Source organism: Thermoflexibacter ruber, assembly GCF_900113045.1.
GTDB lineage: Bacteria > Bacteroidota > Bacteroidia > Cytophagales > Thermoflexibacteraceae > Thermoflexibacter > Thermoflexibacter ruber.
Window position 1 is genome coordinate 102414 of record NZ_FONY01000013.1, and the last position, 22798, is coordinate 125211.

The 22798-nt window shown below is 38.6% G+C and carries 21 protein-coding genes and 1 pseudogene; 7 read left to right on the plus strand and 15 right to left on the minus strand.

Annotation, left to right across the window (positions count from 1 at the left end; genetic code table 11):
* The first annotated feature begins 5 nt into the window (after window positions 1-5).
* The gene (locus BM141_RS08855) at window positions 6-1046 is read left to right on the plus strand and encodes a hypothetical protein (RefSeq protein ID WP_091544100.1); all 1041 of its coding nucleotides are present in this window, start codon (window positions 6-8) and stop codon (window positions 1044-1046) included.
* Here the strand turns inward: BM141_RS08855 and BM141_RS22870 are convergent.
* Window positions 1015-1173, minus strand: coding sequence for a hypothetical protein (locus BM141_RS22870; protein ID WP_177217310.1), 159 nt, complete (start codon window positions 1171-1173; stop codon window positions 1015-1017). The genes BM141_RS08855 and BM141_RS22870 overlap by 32 nt on opposite strands.
* On the opposite strand from BM141_RS22870, the gene BM141_RS08860 reads away from it, so the two are divergent.
* The 6 genes and pseudogenes from BM141_RS08860 (at window position 1172) to BM141_RS08885 (ending at window position 6473) form a co-directional block, all read left to right on the plus strand.
* A complete protein-coding gene (locus BM141_RS08860) occupies window positions 1172-2440 on the plus strand; it encodes an NACHT domain-containing protein (protein ID WP_091544103.1) in 1269 nt (422 codons plus the stop codon). The two genes, BM141_RS22870 and BM141_RS08860, sit on opposite strands and share 2 nt — an antisense overlap.
* A gap of 323 nt (window positions 2441-2763) precedes the next feature.
* A pseudogene (locus BM141_RS23550) lies at window positions 2764-3903 on the plus strand (formylglycine-generating enzyme family protein).
* A 172-nt stretch (window positions 3904-4075) separates the two neighbouring features.
* Window positions 4076-4540: an HRDC domain-containing protein gene (locus BM141_RS08875; protein ID WP_177217312.1), complete on the plus strand. Its 465-nt coding sequence runs from the start codon at window positions 4076-4078 to the stop codon at window positions 4538-4540.
* A complete protein-coding gene (locus BM141_RS08880; protein WP_091544116.1) occupies window positions 4512-5501 on the plus strand; it encodes an RNA-directed DNA polymerase in 990 nt (329 codons plus the stop codon). Before BM141_RS08875 ends, BM141_RS08880 begins: the two co-directional genes overlap by 29 nt.
* A gap of 7 nt (window positions 5502-5508) precedes the next feature.
* Window positions 5509-5649, plus strand: coding sequence for an SUMF1/EgtB/PvdO family nonheme iron enzyme (locus BM141_RS22570; protein ID WP_221407654.1), 141 nt, complete (start codon window positions 5509-5511; stop codon window positions 5647-5649).
* A gap of 392 nt (window positions 5650-6041) precedes the next feature.
* Window positions 6042-6473: a hypothetical protein gene (locus BM141_RS08885; RefSeq protein WP_245764025.1), complete on the plus strand. Its 432-nt coding sequence runs from the start codon at window positions 6042-6044 to the stop codon at window positions 6471-6473.
* Window positions 6474-6539: 66 nt separating this feature from the next.
* On the opposite strand, the gene BM141_RS08890 is transcribed toward BM141_RS08885, so the two are convergent.
* The 14 genes from BM141_RS08890 to BM141_RS22880 all read right to left on the minus strand — a co-directional run.
* Window positions 6540-9680, minus strand: a complete 3141-nt coding sequence (locus BM141_RS08890; protein WP_091544122.1) for an efflux RND transporter permease subunit — start codon at window positions 9678-9680, stop codon at window positions 6540-6542.
* Window positions 9681-9783: 103 nt separating this feature from the next.
* Complete coding sequence (locus BM141_RS08895; protein ID WP_091544125.1) at window positions 9784-10830, minus strand: efflux RND transporter periplasmic adaptor subunit; 1047 nt, start codon at window positions 10828-10830, stop codon at window positions 9784-9786.
* 205 nt (window positions 10831-11035) lie between these two features.
* Entirely contained in the window at window positions 11036-12352 is a 1317-nt protein-coding gene (locus tag BM141_RS08900) for a TolC family protein (RefSeq protein ID WP_091544127.1), read from the minus strand.
* 73 nt (window positions 12353-12425) lie between these two features.
* Window positions 12426-12665 carry an acyl carrier protein gene (locus tag BM141_RS08905; RefSeq protein WP_091544130.1) on the minus strand — a complete coding sequence of 80 codons (240 nt, stop codon included), beginning with the start codon at window positions 12663-12665 and terminating at the stop codon, window positions 12426-12428.
* 182 nt (window positions 12666-12847) lie between these two features.
* Window positions 12848-13480 (minus strand): TetR/AcrR family transcriptional regulator, encoded by a 633-nt coding sequence (locus BM141_RS08910; protein ID WP_091544133.1) that lies wholly within the window; start codon window positions 13478-13480, stop codon window positions 12848-12850.
* Window positions 13481-13619: 139 nt separating this feature from the next.
* Entirely contained in the window at window positions 13620-14045 is a 426-nt protein-coding gene (ybeY, locus tag BM141_RS08915) for an rRNA maturation RNase YbeY (protein WP_091544188.1), read from the minus strand.
* 216 nt (window positions 14046-14261) lie between these two features.
* Window positions 14262-15074: a hypothetical protein gene (locus tag BM141_RS08920; protein ID WP_177217313.1), complete on the minus strand. Its 813-nt coding sequence runs from the start codon at window positions 15072-15074 to the stop codon at window positions 14262-14264.
* 127 nt (window positions 15075-15201) lie between these two features.
* The gene (locus BM141_RS08925) at window positions 15202-16446 is read right to left on the minus strand and encodes a GDSL-type esterase/lipase family protein (RefSeq protein ID WP_177217314.1); all 1245 of its coding nucleotides are present in this window, start codon (window positions 16444-16446) and stop codon (window positions 15202-15204) included.
* Window positions 16427-17962 (minus strand): SGNH/GDSL hydrolase family protein, encoded by a 1536-nt coding sequence (locus BM141_RS08930; protein WP_091544142.1) that lies wholly within the window; start codon window positions 17960-17962, stop codon window positions 16427-16429. Before BM141_RS08930 ends, BM141_RS08925 begins: the two co-directional genes overlap by 20 nt.
* A gap of 96 nt (window positions 17963-18058) precedes the next feature.
* Window positions 18059-18757, minus strand: a complete 699-nt coding sequence (gene aat / locus BM141_RS08935; protein ID WP_091544145.1) for a leucyl/phenylalanyl-tRNA--protein transferase — start codon at window positions 18755-18757, stop codon at window positions 18059-18061.
* 60 nt (window positions 18758-18817) lie between these two features.
* The gene (locus BM141_RS08940; RefSeq protein ID WP_091544147.1) at window positions 18818-20266 is read right to left on the minus strand and encodes a sensor histidine kinase; all 1449 of its coding nucleotides are present in this window, start codon (window positions 20264-20266) and stop codon (window positions 18818-18820) included.
* Window positions 20267-20343: 77 nt separating this feature from the next.
* Window positions 20344-21786 carry an outer membrane beta-barrel protein gene (locus tag BM141_RS08945; protein ID WP_091544149.1) on the minus strand — a complete coding sequence of 481 codons (1443 nt, stop codon included), beginning with the start codon at window positions 21784-21786 and terminating at the stop codon, window positions 20344-20346.
* 68 nt (window positions 21787-21854) lie between these two features.
* Window positions 21855-22436, minus strand: a complete 582-nt coding sequence (locus BM141_RS08950; protein ID WP_245764026.1) for an RNA polymerase sigma factor — start codon at window positions 22434-22436, stop codon at window positions 21855-21857.
* A gap of 29 nt (window positions 22437-22465) precedes the next feature.
* Window positions 22466-22798 (minus strand): hypothetical protein (locus BM141_RS22880; RefSeq protein WP_394331677.1); only part of this gene is annotated, 333 nt, incomplete at its 5' end.

The window sequence follows — 22798 nt, forward strand, 5'->3', positions numbered from 1 at the left end:
AACTTATGGAACTATTTAGCAGTGCTTGGGCATTAAATACTATCAAAAACTATGGAGGGAAAATAGCAAGCCCTTTGCTAAAACCCACACTTAACTTTGCAAAAGACAAACTCACTGAAAGGAGAGGCATAGAACACATTTTTGCAATGGTGTTCAAAAAAGCAGTAGAGGAATTTGCGAAGGAAAAAGCAAAAAGTGATAGCACAAAAGAATTTACGTATACTGGCTTTATTGGATTTTTAGAACTCATTTTCAAACAAAGTGATTATGAAAAAGAGTTTTTTTACCAATTATTTCTTTCTGACAATGAGTTTTCTGATGAAAAATTACAACAACTCATCAAAAACTTTAAGCCTACCCAAACGCACTATGCAGAAGAAGATTTATTGCACTTTCATCAATTTTTGAGAGAAAAACTCAAAAAAGAGCCTGTTTTTGCCGCTTTGATTTGGCAAAAAGACACCTATCTATACGCAGTGCAGACTGCTGAAAATGTAGAGCATTTGCTAATGCTCTCCCAAGAGCAAATGAGTATGATGGAAGATTTGCAAAAACAAAACCCCTCTGGGCAGGTCATAGGAGAGCAATTAAAAACACTCAGTGAAAAACTTGATAGTTTGCTCAAAGAAGCAAGCCAAACTACTGAAACCAACGTGCAGCGTGCTGAAAAGATTTACAATATTGGTAATGCGAATAACTCGGAGTTTAATATTCATGGGCATACCACCATTACTATTGAAAAGCAAGAAGTACATTACCACCATTATATTGGCAATGAAGATAAGCCAAATACAGATAAAAATAAGCTACAAACATTAGATAATCAACCCAAAATCGATGATATGAATTTAGAAGAATTTAAAGAGCATTTAAAAATCATAGTTGATACAGGAGATTATGATAAATTTTTTAAGGAAATAGAATCATCATCTTATGTTTATGATAAAGGAATTTTTAACAGACTACGCCAAGAATTTAATTTTGGAAAATATGATTTTGATTTTCCTAAACGCCTCAAATCTTTTGCAGATACTCAAAAAAAGTAACTTCCTCTTCCGAAAAACAGGACGATACGAAAGAGGAAACAGGCGAGCCTATTCCTACGCCTGAAACTGTCCGTGTAGTAGTAACACCTAAGAAATCGGCATTTGTGGGTTTCTGGCTAAGAATCATGCCTTTTTTGGATAGCAAGAAAACGTATTACGAAAGCCTATTTTCCTTTTTTCATGGAGTCGGTTCCAGAGAAGATGTAAAAGAAAAAATAAGCAAGTATATTCCTTTGCTCCCAAGTAAGTTCGGTGACTTGCTTAATAAATATACCCCACTAAGAAATCACTTTAAGCAAGAAAATCGCCCAGATTTGCTTAGACTGTGGAAAAAGCTGGCAGAGGTAAGCCCCAAAGTGTGCCTGCTTGTGGCAGAATCGGGCATGGGTAAAACATTGGTTTTCCAAAAGGTCTTTGTAGAATTGGCTAAAAAATATCCTGCTTACCACTTGGCTTTTGTCTATTGCGGTTCAGACACCGACCAGAGAATAGCGCAAGTAAAGGAGCAAAGCAGAGGGAAAGAACAAGAAACCATTATTTTTATAGATGCCTTTGATGAAGACTATAAGGCTCGCACCCAAGACTATACTGCCCGCTTCCGAGAACTTATTTTAGGTTTGCAAAACTTCAAAAAAGTATTTATTTCTGCGCGTATCCAGCTTTTTGAGAGAGATGCCCAAGTCCCTACGCAAATAGCAAAGATGACTTTCCTGCGAGTAGAGATAGGAAAAATGAATAAAAAAAGCATTGAAAGTTTCATTGCTGCCCAATTTCCAGACAAAGCAAAACAGGCAAAAGCCCTTGCCATCGTAAAGGGGAAAGAGGAAAGTTTGTTTTATAGACCTTTGATTTTGACCTATTTAGACTTTCTTTTCACTACGGAAAAACCCTTTTATTTTCTTGCCCAAATCTATGCCCAAATCGTAAAAGAGTGGGCAGAAAGAGAAAGCAAGGTGCTAAACCAAAATGAGATTACCCAAGAGGGACTTAGCAAAACTGAAAACCGGCTCAAACAAGATGCCCAATGGTTAGCTAAAAACCTCTACGAAAAAGGGCAGGATGGTTGGCAGGCGGATGAACTCAAAACCCTGAGCCAAATAAAAAAAGATGCACTAAGTCGTTCCTTTTTTACACGCAACGAAAAAGATGACAAGTACAGCTTTGCCCACAAAGCCTTTTATGACTACTTCCTTGTGCTGAACCTACTCGACAGCAGTATCAGGGAAGAAGGCTTTGTAGAAAAGCCCAGCAATGCTGATACCGTACAACTCTACCAAGAAATCCTGACAGAAAAGACAGACAGCACAAGAAAAAAAGTCATTCATTTTTTGAACAACACGAGTGGGATTTTGATAAGGAGTTATATGAGCTTTTGTTGCTTATTCCTAACTTAGCTATCCGCGCCCTCCTCATCAAATACAAAGACCGATTCCAAGACTTCAAAGCAAAAAAATACTGGTACGAGATAGTAGGCTATCTTTACTCGCTTTGCAATGAAGATGAGCAAAAGCACTATGTTTTTGCAGATTATCAAGTATTTAAAGAGTGGGTAAGCGGGTCAGACGATAGTCAGACCGTAGTAATTACGAAAAGCCTCTACACCAAGCAGTTTGCCTTAGAGTATGCCTTTGAAAAGCTGTTTTTCCAAAAGGATAAAAAAACTATCCGAACTTTAACGACCGACAGGGTCGCTGACCGCTGGCAGGGTTTGGGCGAAATGCTTGCCTTTGCCCAAACCAACAATGCTTACTGCAAAGAAGTCTTTACCCAGCTTACTGAAATAGATTTGAATGGGCTAAACGTCAGCGAGATAGCTTTCTTAAAAACAATCATAGAAATTCGTACTCTCAAAGCACTCTACCTGCATGATACGCCTGTATCGCAAAGCCCCGAACTAAGCAAAATCTTTGAAGGCAAAGACTACACTTTTAATTGCTTAGGCATACTGCGCCCACTTTTGCTTGCGGTAAAAGTAGAAGGTGGCACTTTTGAAATGGGGCAAGACGAAATCAACGAATTTATTGGCAGAGATGGAGTTGAGTGGTACTGCACTGATGAACAACCTGTGCATGAAGTCAGTGTAGACTCCTTTTCCATTGGCAAGTACCCTGTTACCGTAGGTGATTTTAGGGCTTTTATCCAAGCGACAGGCTACCAAACTGACGCAGAAAAAGGTACACCTATTAGGATATTTAGAGATGGCATGTGGACAGACGAATATATAGAAACCAAAGGAAGTTATATTAGTGTTTTAGTAGAAAATCAATGGATAAGCAGAATTGGCGAAAATACAAATTGGGAGTGTGATGTTTTTGGAAAAAAACAGACTGATGACTGGCACCCCGTTATCCATATTTCTTGGCATGATGCCCAAGCCTACTGCCAATGGTTAAGCTAAAAGACAGGAAAAACAGTGCGACTGCCTACCGAAGCAGAGTGGGAATACACCGCCAAAGGAGGCATATATTGGAAAGATAATTACAAATATGCAGGTTGTAACACGGAGAAAGAATTAGACGATTTTGCTTGGTTCTTTGACAATGTATGTACTCCAGAAGCACTCAATAGTAGAAGTTTTGGCACAAAACCTGTGGGAACGAAAAAGCACAATCAATTGGGTATCTACGACCTTAGTGGTAATGTATGGGAGTGGTGCGAAGACGCTTATGACAAGGATTTTTATGAAAAAACGCGCGGCGCAAAAAATCCTGTAAATAAAAATATAGGCTCTTACCGCGTCCTTCGTGGCGGTAGCTGGTTCTACTATCCTGTGAATTGTCGTGTAGCGTTTCGTTTCTTCAACACGCCTTCGAATCGCAACCGCAGCTTGGGCTTCCGCTTAGTTATTTCCTTTTAGTTTCTATTGATGTTTTCTGACTATTCTATATGAGCAAAAAATAAAAATAAAAAAGCGAAGCATGATTTTGTTGGAATAGGCGAAGTGGAACGAAGCCAATGACAACAATAATCAATGCGAAGCGAAAATAAGAAAGTAAATAATGGGGCGTAAGCCCCCCGATTTTTTTTTTATGCAAATTAAAATTTTTAGTATTCCTATCATTGGCGGAGAGTCTGCCAACGAAGAACTCAATATTTTCTTGCGAAGCAAAAAGATATTACAAGTAGAAAATCAATTGATTCACCACTCAGGAAGCTCTTTTTGGAGTTTTTGTATCAAGTATTTGGATACTGCCCCTACACCAATGAGTGGAGAAAAAGTAAAAACAGATTACAAGCAGGTGCTTGAAGAAGCGGTTTTTAAGCGTTTTTCGCGTATGCGTGAGATACGCAAACAAATAGCCCAAAATGAGGCGATACCCGCTTTTGCAGTTTTCACAGACGAGGAATTGGCAGAATTGGCAAAGTTACCAGAGTTTACCCTTGCCAAAATGAAAACCATCAAAGGCATAGGAGAGAAAAAAGTAGAGAAATACGGACAGCTATTTATCAAAGCCTTAGAAGCCGATGAAAAGAGTGGGCAACTTACTTCATAGTATAGCAGACACGGATAATTTGCGCCTTGCGGTTTGGAAGGCTGGCAAAGGCAAGAGATACAGTCGCCAAGTGCTTGATTACTCCAATGATTTAGAAATCAATTTATTAAATCTTCAAAGCGAAATTCTTAGCGGAAAAGTAAGCGTAGGCAATTATCGCTATTTCAAAGTCTATGAACCCAAAGAACGCCAAATATGTGCTTCTGCTTTTAGTGAGCAAGTCTTGCATCATGCGCTGATGAACGTTTGCCACCCCTATTTTGAGCGTTACCAAGTCTATGAAAGCTATGCGAGCAGAAAAGGCAAAGGCGTTTATGCTGCATTGGAAAAAGCACAGCATTTCACTCAAAAGCATACTTTTTTCCTCAAATTAGACGTAAAAAAATTCTTTGATAGTATCCACCACAGCGTACTCAAAAGCCAATTGGCAAAGCGATTCAAAGATAAGCGATTATTGCAAATTTTTTATCAAATCATAGACAGCTACGCGGCTTCTCCAGACAGAGGTGTCCCAATAGGCAACCTGACCAGCCAATATTTTGCCAATCATTATCTGGCAGGTTTAGACCATTTTATCAAGGAAAATTTGCAATGTAAGAACTATGTGCGCTATATGGATGACATGGTGCTTTGGCACGACTCCAAAGAATTTCTCAAAGAGATCAAAGAAAAAATCAATGATTATATAGAAACCAACTTAAAATGCACTTTAAAACCTACTTTACTAAATTTTACCTCACAGGGCTTGCCCTTTTTGGGTTATCGCCTTTTCCCTACTCATGTAAAGCTACTTCATAAGAGTAAAATCAGATTTATACATAAAATTAATAGAGCCAAAACAGACTTTGAGAGAGGTTTGATAACCGAAAGTAAATATCAGCAAAAAATTCTGCCTTTGCTCTCTTTTATTTTCAAGGCAAATACGCTGAATTTCAGAAAAAGCCTATCTTTGGGGCTTTAAAGGGCATTTGCTATTAGGCACTAACCGCGTCAATCGTGGCGGTAGCTGGAACAACAATCCTGAGAATTGTCGTGTAGCGAATCGTAACAACAACACGCCTACGAATCGCAACAACAACTTGGGCTTCCGCTTAGTTATTTCCTTTTAGCTCGTATAGAATAGTCGGAGGACATCAAATAGGAACAAGCAATTGTCCTGTCCCTTTCAAAGAGGGCAAAGAAAACCTAACCTTGTGCTGTGAGTAGCTCAGATGAGTCGAAAGTGGTGCAAGGTTTTATCACACCTGTCAGGTTTTTAAAACCTGTCAGGTGTAAATACAAAGACCTGACAGGTGTAAGTAAACATAAAATATAAATCCAAAATGAAACCCTACCATTAGAAGAAGAGAAAATCTACCATATTTACAATCGTGGTAACAACGGGACTAATCTATTCATAGAGGAACGAAACTATGCCTATTTTTTAGAAAAGTATGCTCTTTACCTTTCTCCTGCTTTAGATACTTTTGCTTATTGCCTGCTTAAAAACCATTTTCATCTCTTGGTGCGAGTAAAGGAAAATTTGATAGAAAACAAAAAATCTCCGCACCAAGAAGGTTTGCATAGCGCAGAAAGAGTAGTCAGCAAGCACTTTTCCGATATGTTTAATGCTTACTCTAAAGCCATCAATAAAGCATACAATCGCACAGGAAGCCTTTTTGAGAGTCCTTTTAAGCGATTGATTGTAGAAGATAGTGCCTATTTCAGTCGTTTGGTTTGGTATATTCACTACAATCCTCAAAAGCATGGTTTTGTCAAAGACTTCAAAGATTATCCTTATTCCTCTTATTATAGTCATATTTCTAACAAGCCTACTCGCTTGCAAAGAGAAGAACTGCTAACTTGGTTTGGAGATGCAAATGAATATAAGTATTTTCATCAGTTACAACATAGTGAAAATGAATTTGATAAGTATATTATTGAGTTTGATTAAGCTCTATACACCTGTCAGGTTTTTAAAACCTGACAGGTGTAGGAAACCTGACAGGTGTAAGCAAACCTACACCACCTCCAAAACCTCCTCCACTACCTTTTCCTTTTTCCCCCCAAACCACTTCTCAAACTTCTCTTTCACCATGTCCACCGTAGCATACATGATAGGAACAAGGACAATCGTCAGGAACATAGAACTGAGCAAGCCCCCTATCAGCACCCACGCCAAGCCATTTTTCCACTCTGCCCCAGCACCTTTGGCTATCGCTATCGGAATCATACCGAACACCATCGCTACCGTAGTCATCAAAATGGGACGCATACGTTCTCTTACGGCTTCTAAAAGTGCCTCAAAGGTTTTCATACCTTTCTCTTTCAAGTGATTGGCAAAGTCCACTATTAAAATTGCATTCTTCATCACCAAACCCAAAAGCATGATTATGCCCAAACCCGCAAAAATACTGAAATTGGACATGGACAAGTTCAACGCTAAGAGCGCACCAATCATTGCCACAGGAATAGAGAAAAGAACTACAAAAGGATAAACATAATTGTCGTACAGTGCCACCATAATCAGGTAAACCAATATCAAAGAAGCCAACAACGCCAAGCCCAATGCACCAAAAGAGTCGTTTTGTCTTTTGATGTCGCCCCCCCATTTGAGGTCTATACCCGCAGGAAGTGGGTTTTTAGCAAGTTCTTTTTGGATGTCTTCGGCTACTGAGCCAGAGCCTCTCCCCACGTTATAGGCTGTTACCGTAACCGAACCTCTGCGGTCTTTGCGCTCCAACATAGAAGGGGCGGTACTTTGGCTAATAGTTGCAAATTGAGAAAGTTTAATTAACTGTCCTTGTGCGTTCAAAAAGGCAATTTCTTTGACATCTTCAGGGTTTTTGCGGTCAAAAGCGTCAAGCATTACCCTGATTTTGTAGTCGTTACCTCCTTCGCTATACTTTGAGTCGTCATTTCCTGCCAAGGAATTTTGAAGGGTTGCCCCCACGGTAGTGATGTTCAAGCCCAGTCGCGCCATTTTTTCCCTGTCCAAATCTACGCGAAGTTCAGGATTGCCTGTTTGTACAGAAACCTGCACGTCATTTGCCCCTGCGGTATTCAACACAATATGTTTAACTTTGTTGGCTGTTTGAATGACCTGCTCGTAGTTTTCGCCGCTAAGAATTATCTCAATTGGGGCTTGCCCAGAGTTTACTAAACCAATCACGGAAGAGGAAATATCAATCCCTGCAAATTTTTCAGCTAACTCCTTACGAACTTGCGTCATGTATTTTTCCGTATTTTCTCTTTTTACTTTATTGGCAGGAAATAGCTGCACCGTCAACTCTGCCTTATTTTCTGCCCCCAAGCCTGTGGAAGTTACCCCAGAGGAAGCCCCAGCTACGTTAGAGAAAATATACTCAACTTCTTTCTTTTGTAAAATATAATCTTCTATTTGCTTTGTAATCAAGTTGTTGCGTTGCAAAGAGGTGTTTTTGTCGTATTCCATGCGAAGCACAAACTTGCCTTGGTCGCCCCTTGCCACGAACTCCTGCCCTAAAATGCCCAACTTCATCACTTGCCCTGTGCCAAAGAAAAGCAATAAAATAATTCCAACAGCTAACAGTTTGTGATTCAATGCCCAGCGAACTACTTTTACATATCCATTTGTGAAACTGTCTAAGCCTTTTTCAAACTGAATCAAGACCCATTGAAGCGGATTTTTAGGATTCAAATGAATGAGTTTTGAAAAACGAGAAGCCAACCAAGGCGTAAGCGTAAAGCACACAAACAAACTCATCAAGGTAGAAACGACCACTACCACAGCAAATTGTCTCAAAAGGTCAGCAATCAAAGTATTGACAAAAGTAATAGGCAAAAACACTACTACGTCCACCAAAGTAATGGAAAGCGCGGAAAAACCAATTTCATTCCTACCGTCCAAAGCCGCTTGTCTTGGCTTTTTTCCCATTTCCAAGTGCCTATAAATATTTTCCAACACCACAATAGAGTCGTCCACCAAAATCCCAATCACCAAACTCATAGCCAACAGCGTCATCAAGTTTAGCGTATAGCCCAAAATCCACATTGCTAACAGTGCAGATACCAAAGAGGCAGGAATTGCTATCATGACAATCAGCGAGTTACGCAGGCTATGCAAGAAAAGTAACATCACCAAACCCACCAATACAATCGCAATTTCCAAATCGTGAGTTACCGCATCAACTGCATCTAAGGTAAAAAGAGAAACATCATCAGCAATGACAAATTTTAAGTTTTCTTTGGCATATTGCTTCTCCAAATCAGCCATTTTTAGGCGTATCACTTTGGAAGTTTCTACTGCATTAGCATCTCCTTGTTTCCTGATACGCAAGCCAATCCCGTTTTGTCCATTGAAACGAATGATACTTGAAATATCTGCAATTCCATCGGTTACATCTGCCACCTCACTCAGACGAATAGGGCTGCCCATTGGCGGAGTGAAAATCACTAAATTTTTCAAGTCATCTATGGAAGCAAATTTCCCAGCTAATTTCACCGTCATTTGGTCGTCAGGGTTTTTTATCTTGCCTGTAGGGAACTCCATATTTGCCTGTTTAATCGCTTGGGTAACTTGCAAAAGCGAAACCTTGTAAAAAGCCAATTTGTCTTTGTTCACATTTACTCTGATTTCACGCTCCTCCCCCCCCATCATATCTACTTGGGCTACCCCTTTCAACTGCTGAATTTGAGGCAAAATTTCATTTTTCATCTTGTCGTACAGCACTCTATCTGCCAAATTTGCATTGACCGCTACCTGCATAATAGGTTGGTCGTTAATTGCAATTTTGGAAATAAGCGGGGCTTGTACTTCTGTAGGTAGGTTTTTTCTTATATTATCTATCTTCCGTTGAGCATCTTGCAAAGTCAAGTTGATGTCTGTCCCATGCTTAAAATTGACCACAATCACGGAGGCATTTTCCAACGATTTAGATGTCATGTCCTCTATATTTTCCAAACCTGAGATAGCGTCTTCAATTTTTTTAGTAACTGAACTCTCTACCTCCGAAGGCGAAGCACCAGGATAAACCGTAGTAATCGTAATCACGGGGGCAGCAAAATCAGGCATCAGTTCGTAGCCCAAATTTTTATAGGCAAAAATCCCTCCCAGAGTCAATACACTGAAAATTACAATAATCAGCGAAGGACGTTTGATAGCTATTTCTGTTAATGTCATCTTAAATTAATTTTTGAATGTAAAATTTTTTAATCTGGAATCTGGAATTAAGATTTTTTGTATTTCATTCTATATTCCTCATTTACTGATTCCAGATTTAGAATTACTCCTTCACCAGCGTTCCGTTCTCCAAGTTCACTTGACCGCTAATAATCACGATTTCGCCTTCCTTTAATCCTTCCGTTACTTCGTAAAAATCATTACTTGATGTGCCAATTTGAATGTTTTTAAGCACTGCTTTTCCATTTTCTACTACAAAAACTTGTGGTTGTTTTACAGTACCTACCAAAGCATTTCTTGGAATCACTAAGGCATTTGTTTTCAAGCTATTGTCTATCACTACCGAACCGTACATACCTGCACGCAATAGGTTCGTACTACTATTATTCACTAAAATCTGCACAGGGTAGTTATGAGCATTGTCGCTTTTAGCACTTATCATAGTTACCTTTCCCGCAAACTGCTGATTTGGAAATACATCTGTGGTAACATTGACGCTTTGCCCTTCTTTGAACTTTAAAATGTCTTTCTCAGGGACATTAATTACGAGCTTAACTGCCGAAATATCAGTGAGTTGTGCCAAAGGTGTTCCCATGGCTAAGACCGTTCCTAAGTCAAAAGTTTTAGAGGTAATCGTGCCACTAAAAGGTGCAACGATAGTCGTATTTTTTAACTGCTTTTGCAAGACTTTGAGTTGGGATTCCGCAGCTTTGGCTGACAAATTTGCTTTCTCCAATTGGATTTTTGCGACTGCTTCCTCTTTGGTGAGGTTTTGGTAACGTCTTACATCTGCTTGTGCTTCTTGGTAGTTTGCCTCTGCTGCAAGGATTTGATATTGCAAAATATCGCTATCTACTTGGGCAATGAGTTGTCCTGCGCTTACCCTTTCTCCCTCGCTAATGCCTACTTTTACGACCTTGCCGTTGGTTTCAGAAAGGATTTTGATTTCCCTGTTTGGCTCAAAAGTGCCTAACCAAGTTTGCACCTGATTTAACTCTTGGAGTGTTACTTTGGCAGTTTTTACCAAGACTTGGGTGTTGGGGTCTCGGCGGTACACTTTTTCTTCTACTGCTTTTTTATTTTCGGATAGCTTCCAAGCTGTCAGCCCAATAGCTCCGATAATGACTAATGCAATGATGACTTTTTTCATGGTTTTAAAAGGATTGGCAAAATTTCTTATTCGCTTTATTTTTGATTTTTTAAAATATTTTATTGAGTTCCGTACCTAACAAGACTTGGGCAAATGTGTTTTACTTTTTTTCTACAAAAAGATAACAGCAAACCCATAAAAGTCCCGTTAGGGACGAGACTAATTTTTCCATTCCAGATTACAGATTTTCAAATTCCAGATTCTGTCATTTATTTATGAGTGTTCCATTTGCTTTTTTCAAATCCAATTCCGCTACTCTGACCTTCACCAAAGCCGTTAAGTAGTTGGTTTGAGCCTCTTTCAGGGCATTTTCTGCATTAAGTACGTCAGTAATCCCTACGATTCCCTCTTTGAACTGCATTTGTGTTTGCTCATAAACTTTTCGTGCCAAAGTCATATTTGTTTGTTGAAAGGTCAGGCTTTTCAAATTGACTCTCAAAGTGTTGCGGGCATTGGTCATTTCCCTGCTCGTATTTTCTTTGAAAGTAAGTACTTGATTTTCCAACTTTTGCAATTCTATTTTTTTCTGACGCATTTTATACATTTTGTTAAAACCGTCAAATAGATTCATTTGCAACTGTACGCCAACAAAACTCACAGGAAAAGACCTGTAATCCAACTCTCCCGGCTTGGCAAAGCCTTGTTGGGCATACTGCCCTACCAAAGAAATTATCGGAAAATAGGCACTACTGATTTGCTTCTGCTCAAAGCCGTTCAACACTTTTTGAACTTCAAGTAGCTTAAATTCAGTGCGTTGCTCTATGCTTCCTGCTTCTTGCAAAAGCGCATTGAGGTCGGTTTGTATGTCTTTTTGGATTTCCAAAGGAGTATCTTGTGGGGTATTCGTCAAAAATTTTAACAAGCTAATCAACTGACTATATGTATTTTCCAAGTTTTCAATTTGCGTTTCTAAGTTGGCACGGTTTACTTCTAAGCGTTCTACATCTATTTTCTTTCCTAATTGATTCTGATAGAGCAAATTAGATGTATCAATGAGTTTTAGCACAGAAGCCAAATTTTGTTTTAACAAGTCAACCTGTTGCGCCAAACTTTGAGCATTGTAGTAAGTGGCACTCACGTTGTAAACCACATCTTCTTGACTTCTAAGCAGTTGGAGTTGAGAAAGTTCGCCTGCAGTTTTTGCCGCTTTCAAGCCAATAAAGATTTGGGCATTGAACAAGGCTTGATTGGCAGAAACCCCGATAGTAGTCGTAATAGGTACGCCAAACTGCAGGGTAAGGAACTCGCCTGGCTTGCCACCAAAAGCAGCGGCAGGGGCTAATTGTTTGGCGATCTGCGTATTGTATTGATAGTTGGCGTTTAAGTTTACTTGTGGAAACAAGCCCGCTTTTACCTCTTGGATTTTGTCATTGGTGAGGTCTATGTCATAGCGAGCCGATTTGATGCTTAGATTTTCCTGCAAAGCCTTGTCGATGCACTGTTGCAAACTCAAAGGAGTTTGTGCCTGAGCAAAGCCAAAAGGCAAGCAAACAATAGCGATAATGAGCAAAAACTTTTTCATTTTAAGGTTTAACTAAGTTGATTTTATTGTATGATTTAACTTTTTGGTTAAATTATGTTTAAAAAAATTTTCACTAAGTGGCTAAGGCTACTTTGGTGTTTGCTTCTAAGTAGGCAAACAAATCTCCTACTGTGGCAATTTTCTCTTGTGCAGAGTCAGGAATCGCAATCTTGAATTTTTCTTCTACCAACATCACAAACTCAGTAACATCAAGGCTGTCTAAGCCCAAATCGTACATCAAATGTGCTTTTTCTGTAATGGCTGTTTCTACTATCCCCATAGAAATCAGTATCTCTTTTACTTCTTTTTTCATTTAACTTTTTGTTTTAATTATTTGGTTAAAATATATGTATAGTTATAAGTTATTATTTTTTACTTAGGTTTTTGTTTTTCATGTGATAACACGTAAAAAATTGAATTTTAGTATTTTATATTTTAAAAGCTACTAAATTTTGCATTCCATTCATAACTCATAATTTATAACTCATCACTCCCTTACGGTTTTATCGCCGCCATGATGAACTCCACCAAGTGCTTTTTCCTTTGCTCCATGAGTGCGTTGAACTGCTCGTCTGTTACGCCAAAACCTGCCTGAAAAATAGGTCGGACGATAAAAGGGAAAACAGCCAGCGACATCACATTCATAAACAACTGCACAGGATTGGTTGGTTTTATCTCTCCCAAACTGATTGCCTCTTGAAAATGGGCAATCAACTGCTTATGCACAGAAATCTTTTTTATCAAGTATTCTTTTATAAAATCAGGATTTTGGTTCGCCTCACCCATTACGAAAGCAGGAATATAGGGATTGGCAATCGCCATATTGATATAATTTTCTATCAAGTCTTTGATTTTTTCCCTCACAGAGAGTTTTTCATCTGCAATGATGCTGTTGAGTATGGAAAACATTTTATTGCTTGCTTCTTCAAAAATCCTATCAAATAGTTTTTCTTTACTGCGAAAATAGTAATGTAATAAGGCTTTGTTGATGCCTGCTTCGTCTGCGATGTCCTGCATACGCGCTCCCGACATTCCCTTTTTGGTAAATACGCTACGAGCCGCCGCTAAAATTTTCTCTTCGGTGGAAAGTTCCTGTTCTGCAATAGGTGTGTTTTCTGTTTTTATCATCTGCTAAATTCCTTCTGCTAAATTGATGCTACAAAGTAAAGGAACAAAAATTTATTATCCAAATAATTTAACTAAAATTTTAACTAAATAGTTAAATTAAACAGTAAATCTTTGAATGAGTGTACTAAAGCCTGATGTCTTAGTCTAAAACCAACTTTTCTAACCAAAAATCTTCTATTTTTCGCATGATTTCTTGGTCTTGTGAGGTTTTGTCTTTGAAGCCTAAGAGATGCAATGTCCCGTGAATAATTACTCTATGGAGTTCCTTTTCAAAAGGAATATTAAGATTTTGGGCATTTTCTTTGATGCGGTCTAAGCTGATAAAAATATCACCCTCTACTGTCTGCTCCTTATCAGAATTGTCAAAAGTAATGACATCGGTGAGTGTATCGTGGTCTAAGTATTTGATATTCATTTCATAGAGGTAATCGTCAGAGCATAGAATGACATTGAGTTCTTGGAGCAGATAATGATGCGCTTTAATGGCTTCTTTGAGCCACTTTTTAAGGATACTTTTATGCTTGACTTGGTATTTGATGTCCTCTGTAAAGAAATGGATACTCATATTTTGATTTTTTAAGTAATTCAATAAATTAAAATGTTCCTTTGCCCCTATCTAAATCTTTCCTATCAGGGGAAAGACTTTTTGATAATCAACATTTTAACTCCTTTCTCCTTTGGGGGCGCAGTGCAACTGAAGGGCTGGGGGTGGAGCGATTAATTTTGCTCATGTACTTAAATATATTTCACTTAAAAATCGCATTTATGTTATTTTTTGCAATCATTTCCTTTGATAAAAAAACAAATGGAGAGGCTGTTTCAGGGGGTTTTCACTCAGCGTAAAATAGCCTGAGCCATCTATCTTCCAAGCAATCGCTTCGCCTTGTACCTCTCTTTGATAAGGTAGATTGAGATAGGGTTTACGGAGCAACTCTATCATGCTCTCCTGACCTTCTTTTTTCCAATAATATACTTTTAGGTAATTTTTTATTAAGATTTCTTTGCCATTAGGTGAAATATCTCCTGCGGTTATTTGGTTAAAGGGTAGTTCTCCTACTTTCTGCAAAGTGATGATTTCTGTAAAGGACTGTGGATAGGGGGCGAGATAGATGCCTACATTGTCCTCTCGCTTAGAAATAATAATGAGGTCTTTGGTAGCTGGGTCAAACATGAGGCATTCTGCGTCCCTTTTTCCGTCAGGATAGCGAAATTGGATAGTTTTGACCTCCTTAATTGTGCTGTCAATAGGGGAGTCTTGTGGACTTATCTGAGGCTCGGGAAAGCGATAAATGGTATTTACCTCGTTGCGAGCAAAATTGTCCCCTATGTCGCCGACGTATAGGTAATTGATACCATTTTCCTCTCCTATGGTAATGTCTTCCCAGTCTCTATGTTTGGCACTATCAATGGTAAAAGTGGCTAACAATTTTCCACTTTCACTAATTAAGAAAATGCGGTTTTTGTCCCCGCTATCATTGTGTACCCAAAGAGCGTGGGAGTTGTTCCTGCTGGCAACTAAGCCAGAGGCTTCCATAATCTCTGGGCTGTCTATCATGCCTACACTTTTCCCTATTTCAAAAGGTGCGTCAGACATAGTTGGAGTTAAAGGCAGAGATTTTTCTTTTTTACTATTTGAGAAAAAGAAACATAAAGCAAATATAAATTTGATGTATATTTTCATATTGTTAAAGACACATTTAGAAAATATTAGCAAAATAAAATTACCACTTCGCACTGATATATTCTTTATAGGCATTATTTAGTGCCTCGAAAAGAAGTTCGCCTTGCAATAGATAACCTTTGGAAGAGAAATGAAGTTTGTCTCTGGTGGCTAAATTGTTAGCTACCCACTTGTCTATGGATTTGAAACCTCCCATGATTTCATAAAAGTCCCAAACGGCTAAGTTCATTTCTTCGGCTAACTCTAAGATTTCTTGTCTTGCTTTTTCATTATTAGGGTTGGGTTTTCTTCGCCAGAGGTAGCTATCTGCGGGTGTAGTAAGCAAGATAGAAGCCTGTGGGGAGGCTTTACGGATTTCGTAAATCAGATATTGTAGATTGTTTTTATAATCTTCTGCATTAAACCTACTAACGTGAGTATCGTTTGTACCAAGTGAGATGATGACCAAGTCTGGCTTTAATACGTTCAAATGTGTATCAAAGTCTTGGCAACGGAAGTAGGTAGGTACGGTTGCCCCATTGATGCCTATGGCGTGATAAATTACTCCTGCCTCGTCATTCTCTAAGCTAATCCCTTGCAAGAGAAAGTGATTTTGCAAGGCACTTATCTTATTGAATGTAATTTTTACTTCGGATTGTGGATTCTTAAACTGATACTCTACATACCCACTGCGGCTTAGATAGGTAGAAAGTAGCTCTTTGGGGTCTATGTCCAAACTGACATTAAAGGAACTGGGGTCAAAGACAGGATAGAAAATCTTAATTCGCGAAATAGTGTAGTTAGTGTTCCCCACGTTAGGATTAATGGTAATAGTGGCATTTACATCAAAGGTTTTAGAGGAGATAGCGGAAAGTCCCCATTTGGTTTCCACATTACGGCTTACGCTCTTCAGTCCTTGCCAATAGCCAGTGTAAGTAACATAATAGTTTACGGGATTATTGGTTTGGGCAACGGCATAAGGGAAGATGAAGCCTCTACCTCCATTGGCAAAGCGTTCGTCTTTCTGGAAAAGCTCACGAATCTTGTTGGAAAGTACATCGGCTTGCACATGTGAATCGCCAATATGGACAATATTAACTTTCCGATTGATGCGATTTTCCAGTTCTTTGAGTCCGTTGAGGAAATATTTTAACCCTCCACTGTTACCTGCTTTGAACTGTGAAATTTGATTTTTTTCGTATTTAATAAAATTGTACGTAAATGGATTTTCTTGTGCTTTGTTGTGAAAGAAAATTGCAAAGCAAAGCGAACAAGTCAGGATTAACTTATTGAAGTTTGTCTTCATAGCCCATGCGTTTTTTGTAGTTATCATATTCTTTCATCAAGGCGTTATAGAGCATCTCTCCCACCAGCCTTGCCCCGCGTGCAGTAAAGTGTGTAAAATCTTTATTGCCAAGTGCAGGTTTATTATTTACCCAACTCAACATAGAATTATGTCCTCCCATTGCCTCATATAAATCCCAAAAAGCACAACCTGCTTTAAAGGCGGCACGTTTTTGGGCATCTCTGATTTTCTCAATGTTGGGGTAGGATTCGTAGCGTGTGCCTTTTTTGTGTGCCATATCCGAAACGCCTACTACTAAAATATTCAAATCTGGGGAAAGAGATTTCAAATACCTCAGTTGTTGATAGAAAAGATTTTCGTAAAAAGTGTAATCGCTCAATACATTTGGCACAACATTTACGCCAAACTGCATGATTATCAGCTTGACATTCATTTCTTTGATTTGTTGTCGGAAAAATTCTTTGTCTATTTTTGTAAATTCTACGCCAGAGCTACCCCTTAGGGCAACATTGTCCACGGCTATCCCTTCGTTACAGTCTAAGGCTACTCCATAGATTTCTGCTCCTTCTGCGCTCTCAAAGTTTATGGTCATTTTCTTAAACTTAGCAGGAAAATATTGCTCAAAGACACTAAAATCACTGGCATAGCCCAAAGAGTAGTGCGAGGAGGAGTCCTTTGGGCTATCACCCTCATCTACTTTGATGCTTGCATTGATGCGAGATAGGGGAGAGGAGTACAAGATTTTGATGTTTTCTATCTGTGTATTTTTAGGGTCGCTTTGCATATTGGTTTCCTTAAAACTTACCCAAGAGCGATAGGTCTTGTTGCTTGAGGATAGGCTATCGTTAGGCTTAGGACTATACCGATAAGCAGAAGCAAGCAAGCCAAAGCGAAAAGTTCCTTTCTTTTTGGGGGCATCATTGCCGTAAATAGCATTTCTTACCCAATTGGGTGCATGATTGGTGGTGAGTGTAGAGCGAAAGGCTTGCTTTTCTAGCACAGGGACTAATCCTACCCCACACCCTCCGAATTTATTTTGTAGGCGAGTTCGCAAGTATTCGCTGATGCGGTCGCCCTCGATTTGCGAATCTCCGTAGTGAATAATTCTAACTAAACTTTTGTCCTTGTAAATTTTTCTCAAAGATTCAAAGAAATTGTCTAACTGTTTGGGTTGAAGACTATCTGCAAATTGTATAGGAAACTTAATATCTTTGACAGGTTCTATTTTTTCTTTGTGAATAGAGGAAACCACTTCCTCAGAGGTAGCAGAGGTTACTAAAATATCTTGTTTTTGGCTTACTTTTTCTATACTATCTACCTTGTTGGCTATGTCGCTAAACTGCGACATGTCTAACTTGTGTGTTGTATCTACCTCGTTCCAGAGGTCTGCTGTACTAAATACATTGAAGGTAAAATCTTCCCCTAACTTGACTTCTTGGGGGGAAAGCACCATGATAACTGCTGTGATGCAAGCAACATAAAAAAGCAATAACAGTACCCTAAGTGGCGTAACCATTTTGTATTTTTTGAGATGATAGTTTCAATAATCTTACAAATTAACGTAGAATTTCTCTAAAAACCAACTTTGTATAAGGAAGTTCAAAAGAAGGACTTACCATTCTATTGCTTGCATATACTTCTGCCAACTGCCTTCCAATGTTTCTCCTTCGAGGGCTTTAGCGAGTAATCTCATAAACTCTTTTCTTGGAACGTTCTCTGCTCCTAAACTTGCCAAATGCTCTGTATAAACTTGGCAATCTATCAGTTGAAAATCAAGTGCTTGTAGATTTTTTACTAAAGTAATGTAGGCGGCTTTGGAGGCATTGCTTACTTTGGCAAACATGGACTCGCCAAAAAATGCTTTGCCCAAAGATATACCATACAGTCCACCTACCAACTCGCCTTCCTGCCAGGCTTCTATGGAGTGGGTAAAGCCTAAATGATGTAAGTTGAGATAGGCTTCTATCATTTCCTCTGTAATCCAAGTTCCTGCTTGCCCTTTGCGTCTGATAGACTGACAGTTGGTAATGACCCCTAAGAAGTCTTGGTCAAAAGTAATGTGGAATTTTTTACTTCTTAGTATTTGTTTCATACTTTTAGAAATTTTAATAGCTTGGGGATACATGATGAAGCGCGGGTCGGGCGACCACCAAATAATAGGGTCATTTTCATTGAACCAAGGGAAAATACCTGATTGGTAAGCCAAGAGCAGGCGTTCAGGCGATAAATCACCTCCTATTGCTAAGATGCCCTGCCTATCGGCTCGGTTTACAGGGGGAAAATACAACTTTTCATTTAAAAAGTAAAACATAGGTCATCGGAGATTAAGCCAGCAAGACAATAGGCAAAAGACTAAATTAGTAAAATAAGATTAAAATTTGAGAATAAAATCTGTTCCTAAATTGACTTCTGAATGAGCAGTGATACTACCTTTATGCTGGCGCATGATTTGTCGGGATAGGCTCAAACCTATGCCAGAGCCTGTTTTTTTAGTAGTAAAAAATGGAATAAAAATACGGTCAATCGCATCTTTGTCGATGCCCGGTCCATTATCGCGAACTACGATAAAGGGACGGCTCTTTTCATCTTGTTTGGCAAAAAGAATTATCTGTTTGTTGGACTTTCTTTCGCACTCATTCAAAGCCTGTATAGCATTCTTAATCAAGTTGATAAGTACTTGTTCTATCATTTCTTGGTCGGCGGTAATTATCAAGGTATCTGGCTCTACAAAAGCCTCAAATTTTATCTGGTTAGCTTCCATCTCGCTACTCATCAGCAAGCTGATATGGTTAAATATTTCTGCCACCTTTACATTCTTAAATTTTGGGACAGGAACGTGAGTAAGATTGCGGAAATCACTTACAAAGCGTATCAGCCCTTCGCTACGTCTTTGGATAGTTTGAATTGCCATTTGCATATCATCCAAATCCTCCATAGAAATACCTTTTTCTACATTTTCTTTTAAGCAGGCAATTTCAGCTTCCACTGTTGCGGCTAAGGAAGAGATAGGGGTTACAGAGTTCATAATCTCATGCGTAAGCACGCGAATAAGTTTTTGCCATGCTTCCATTTCTTGCTCTTCTAACTCTGTATGAATATTTTGCAAAGTAATGAGTTTGTAATGTTCTTCTCTTAGGGTAAGTTCTATGGCATAAATCGCTAATTGGATTATCTCATCGCTGGTGTATATTTTTACCAAATCTCTTGTGCCTGTGCGTAAGTTCCAAAGTTTTTCTACCAACTCGCTACTAAACCCCCTCAAATTTTCCACATTGGCTAACTGATTAATTTTAAATAATCTTTTTGCGGCGTTATTGATAATCTGTACGTTACCATTTTGGTCAAAAGAGATAATCCCGATGCCGATGTGGTGGATAATGGTTTTGAGGTATTGATAATTGGCTTCTTTCTCGGCTCTTATCTGTCTGAAGCGTCCAATGACTTCATTAAAGGCGGTGTTTAACTCTGCAAAAGACTTCCCTTCCCCGTTGAGTTTGTAGGTCTTTGAGAAGTCATCATAGCGAATGTTATTCAAAAAATCCACTACTTCTCTGTTAGCACTTTCTACATGTTTGATAAGTCCTATTACTTGAAATACAATCAAAGCACCCAACCCTAAGGTAGTAATGTTGTATCCCGCCTCACCCCAAAGTGCAGAAAAACCAAAAATGCTTGCTGTCAGACCCGCTACTCTTGCCATGATATTGAAGCGAAAGTTTTTCCAGCTAAATTTTTCTATGCCAAGCACTTTGCCTACTTTGGGGGCTACTTCTTTTTCTATCTGTTGCTTTATTTCATCTATGTTAGTAGGGACTTGCATGGGATACGATTTGCTTGCAAAATAATTTGACGAGCAAATATATAAATTTATTTTGAGATTATTAGCAAAGGTTTGGGCTACTTGTACCCTACTATCAAAGAAAGCCCATAAGTATTAAATTCCATGTTCTCGTGAGCCACTTTTCGTGTAGGGAGGCGATAAAAAGGAACAGCTTGCACAAAAAGATGCTTGCTTGCCGCATACTGTATGCCTGTCCCAAAATTTAACCCTGCAAAAAAATCTATGTGCGAAAAACTTTGATGTTTTCTTTCTGTATAGGTAGTATAGTTAGTATAATTAGGAGAAGACATAAGCGTAAAATCTGTGCTAACGCTACTTATATTGCTGGCAAATTGGTACTTTTCTACGATATAAGCATAGTTAGAGATACCTCCTCTGAGAAAAATCTTCCATTTACCGCTTTCAATCAAATCATACTGCAAATCTATAGGTAGATTAAGGATAGTAAGCTCGTTGTGAGCATGTTGAGTAATGAAAGTGTTTCTGTGTGTAGGTGATGGATTTACACTTGTCCCAATATTAGTGATGTTTGGGGGAGGCAGGGTTTCTTTGACCATTAAGCGTTCTCTTCTAAACTCCATTTGTTGTTGGGCTATTAACAGACTTGGTATCAAATGCAATTTCCGTGATATGGGGAGGTCTATTTGCAAACCCATTTCCAAACTGGAAGCGTTTTCTATGACATTTTGATAAGTCAAAGTATTCAATACCATTCCCAAGGTCATCTTTGCGGGAAGTTGGTCAGAAGCCTTTGATGAAGTAATGTTTTTTAATTCCAAATCTAAATTTTGTGCATACGCAGGCGGTGCATACGCAAAGTGCATACTATCCAACTCAATCAATTGGACAAATACGGTTTTTTTCTGTTCGCTGATTGGGCTTTGTTGAGTAATTTTTTCCTGCTCGCTTATTTTATGCTTAACTATGTCATCTTCTTGTTTTTCTGCGATATTCTCTTTCAATCTATTTAGTGCTAACCTACTGTCATTTTTATCATTGACTTTGTTCTGGTTCAATAGTTTATTGGATGGCTTCTTATGGTTATGAGAAGCTATTTTTTCAGACTTATTGACTTCTTTGGGATTATCTTTTTTCAAGGTGCGATTTTCTGCTCCATTGTTTGGAGAGTTTTTGCTCAAAGCATCTATTTTTTCAGACTGTGCTTTGGAAAGTTCAGCAAGCGTGTGAGCTGCGGAGTCAGGAGCGTGTCTATCCGTAGTTTTATTTTCTCTAAGTACGAGGGTCTGTTTCTCACTGATTTGAATAGGGTCTATCTGGCTCCAGTAGGCATAAGCTACTATGAGTAAAGATAAGGCGGCTGCTACAGCCATGCTTAGCGGTTTCCAAGAATCATTTTTCCAAATATTAGTAAATACAGGTGGCTTTAGACGGGGACGTAGTTTTTCCCAATCCATAGGGTTATACTCTACTTCATAGTCATCTAATTCTTTTCGGAACTTGTTTGCCAGCCTTTCATCAAAATTTTCTTTGTCAATCATATCTTTAAGTGAAAGTGTTTCATGCGTTAAAAAAAAACTACGGTTTTAGTTGATGTTTTATTAGTTTTTTAAAAATTAGAGCCTTGTACTTTGACTGCCTTAGCGTATAGTTGTTCTGAAACTAAGGCTCTTAATCTCTGCTTTGCTCTCGATAAATGAGATTTTGAAGTCCCCACAGGTATTTTTAACATTTCCCCAATCTCGTCATGCGAGTAACCTTCTATCTCGTATAGGTTAAAAACAACTCTGTAATGAGGGGGTAATTCTTGTAATAACTTCAAAATATCTTCTGTATTGAGTTGGTCAATCGCATCAAAGTCATTTTCTTCTTTATTAGCTTTTTCAATAGGCACATGGTTGTCGTATTTATGCTCTTTTCTATAGTAGTCTATAGCTGTATTTACCACAATCCTGCGAAGCCATGCTTTAAAAAGTTTAGTATTATCATACATGGCTATTTTGTTGAATACCTTTAAAAAAGCATCGTTCAATACCTCACTTGCCTCATCTCTTGACTTCGCATACCTCAAACAGATACCCATAGCATAGCCGTAGAAGTGCTTGTACAAGCCTTCTTGGTCTTTGAGCCGCCCTTTTCTGCAACCCTCTATGAGTTTATCTACCTCTATAGGATTAACTTGTGAAGCCAAGGATAATATAAGTCAACCAATTGTGCTAGTTAAAATATAAAGTTTTTTATATCTAAGATAGGTTGTTGAGTTATAAAGTTTAAATAAATAGCAAAAGTTAGGGATGTTATTTTTGCGATAATTCTATTTGTTAGTCCCCAAGCACTCTTTGCACGTGTATATTGTATGTTAAACTGCTCTGTCAGTATTGAGTTTACTGTTTCAATGGTTTTACGAAAAATACCAAGAAATGCTTTTTCAGTAGCAGTATTAGCTACTTGGTTTGCTCTATTTTGTATAATTAGCTCATAATCAAGTGTATTCTCAAGCCTTTTTCCCAACCCTACATACCCTTTATCGCCAATAGCTAAGATATTAGTCTT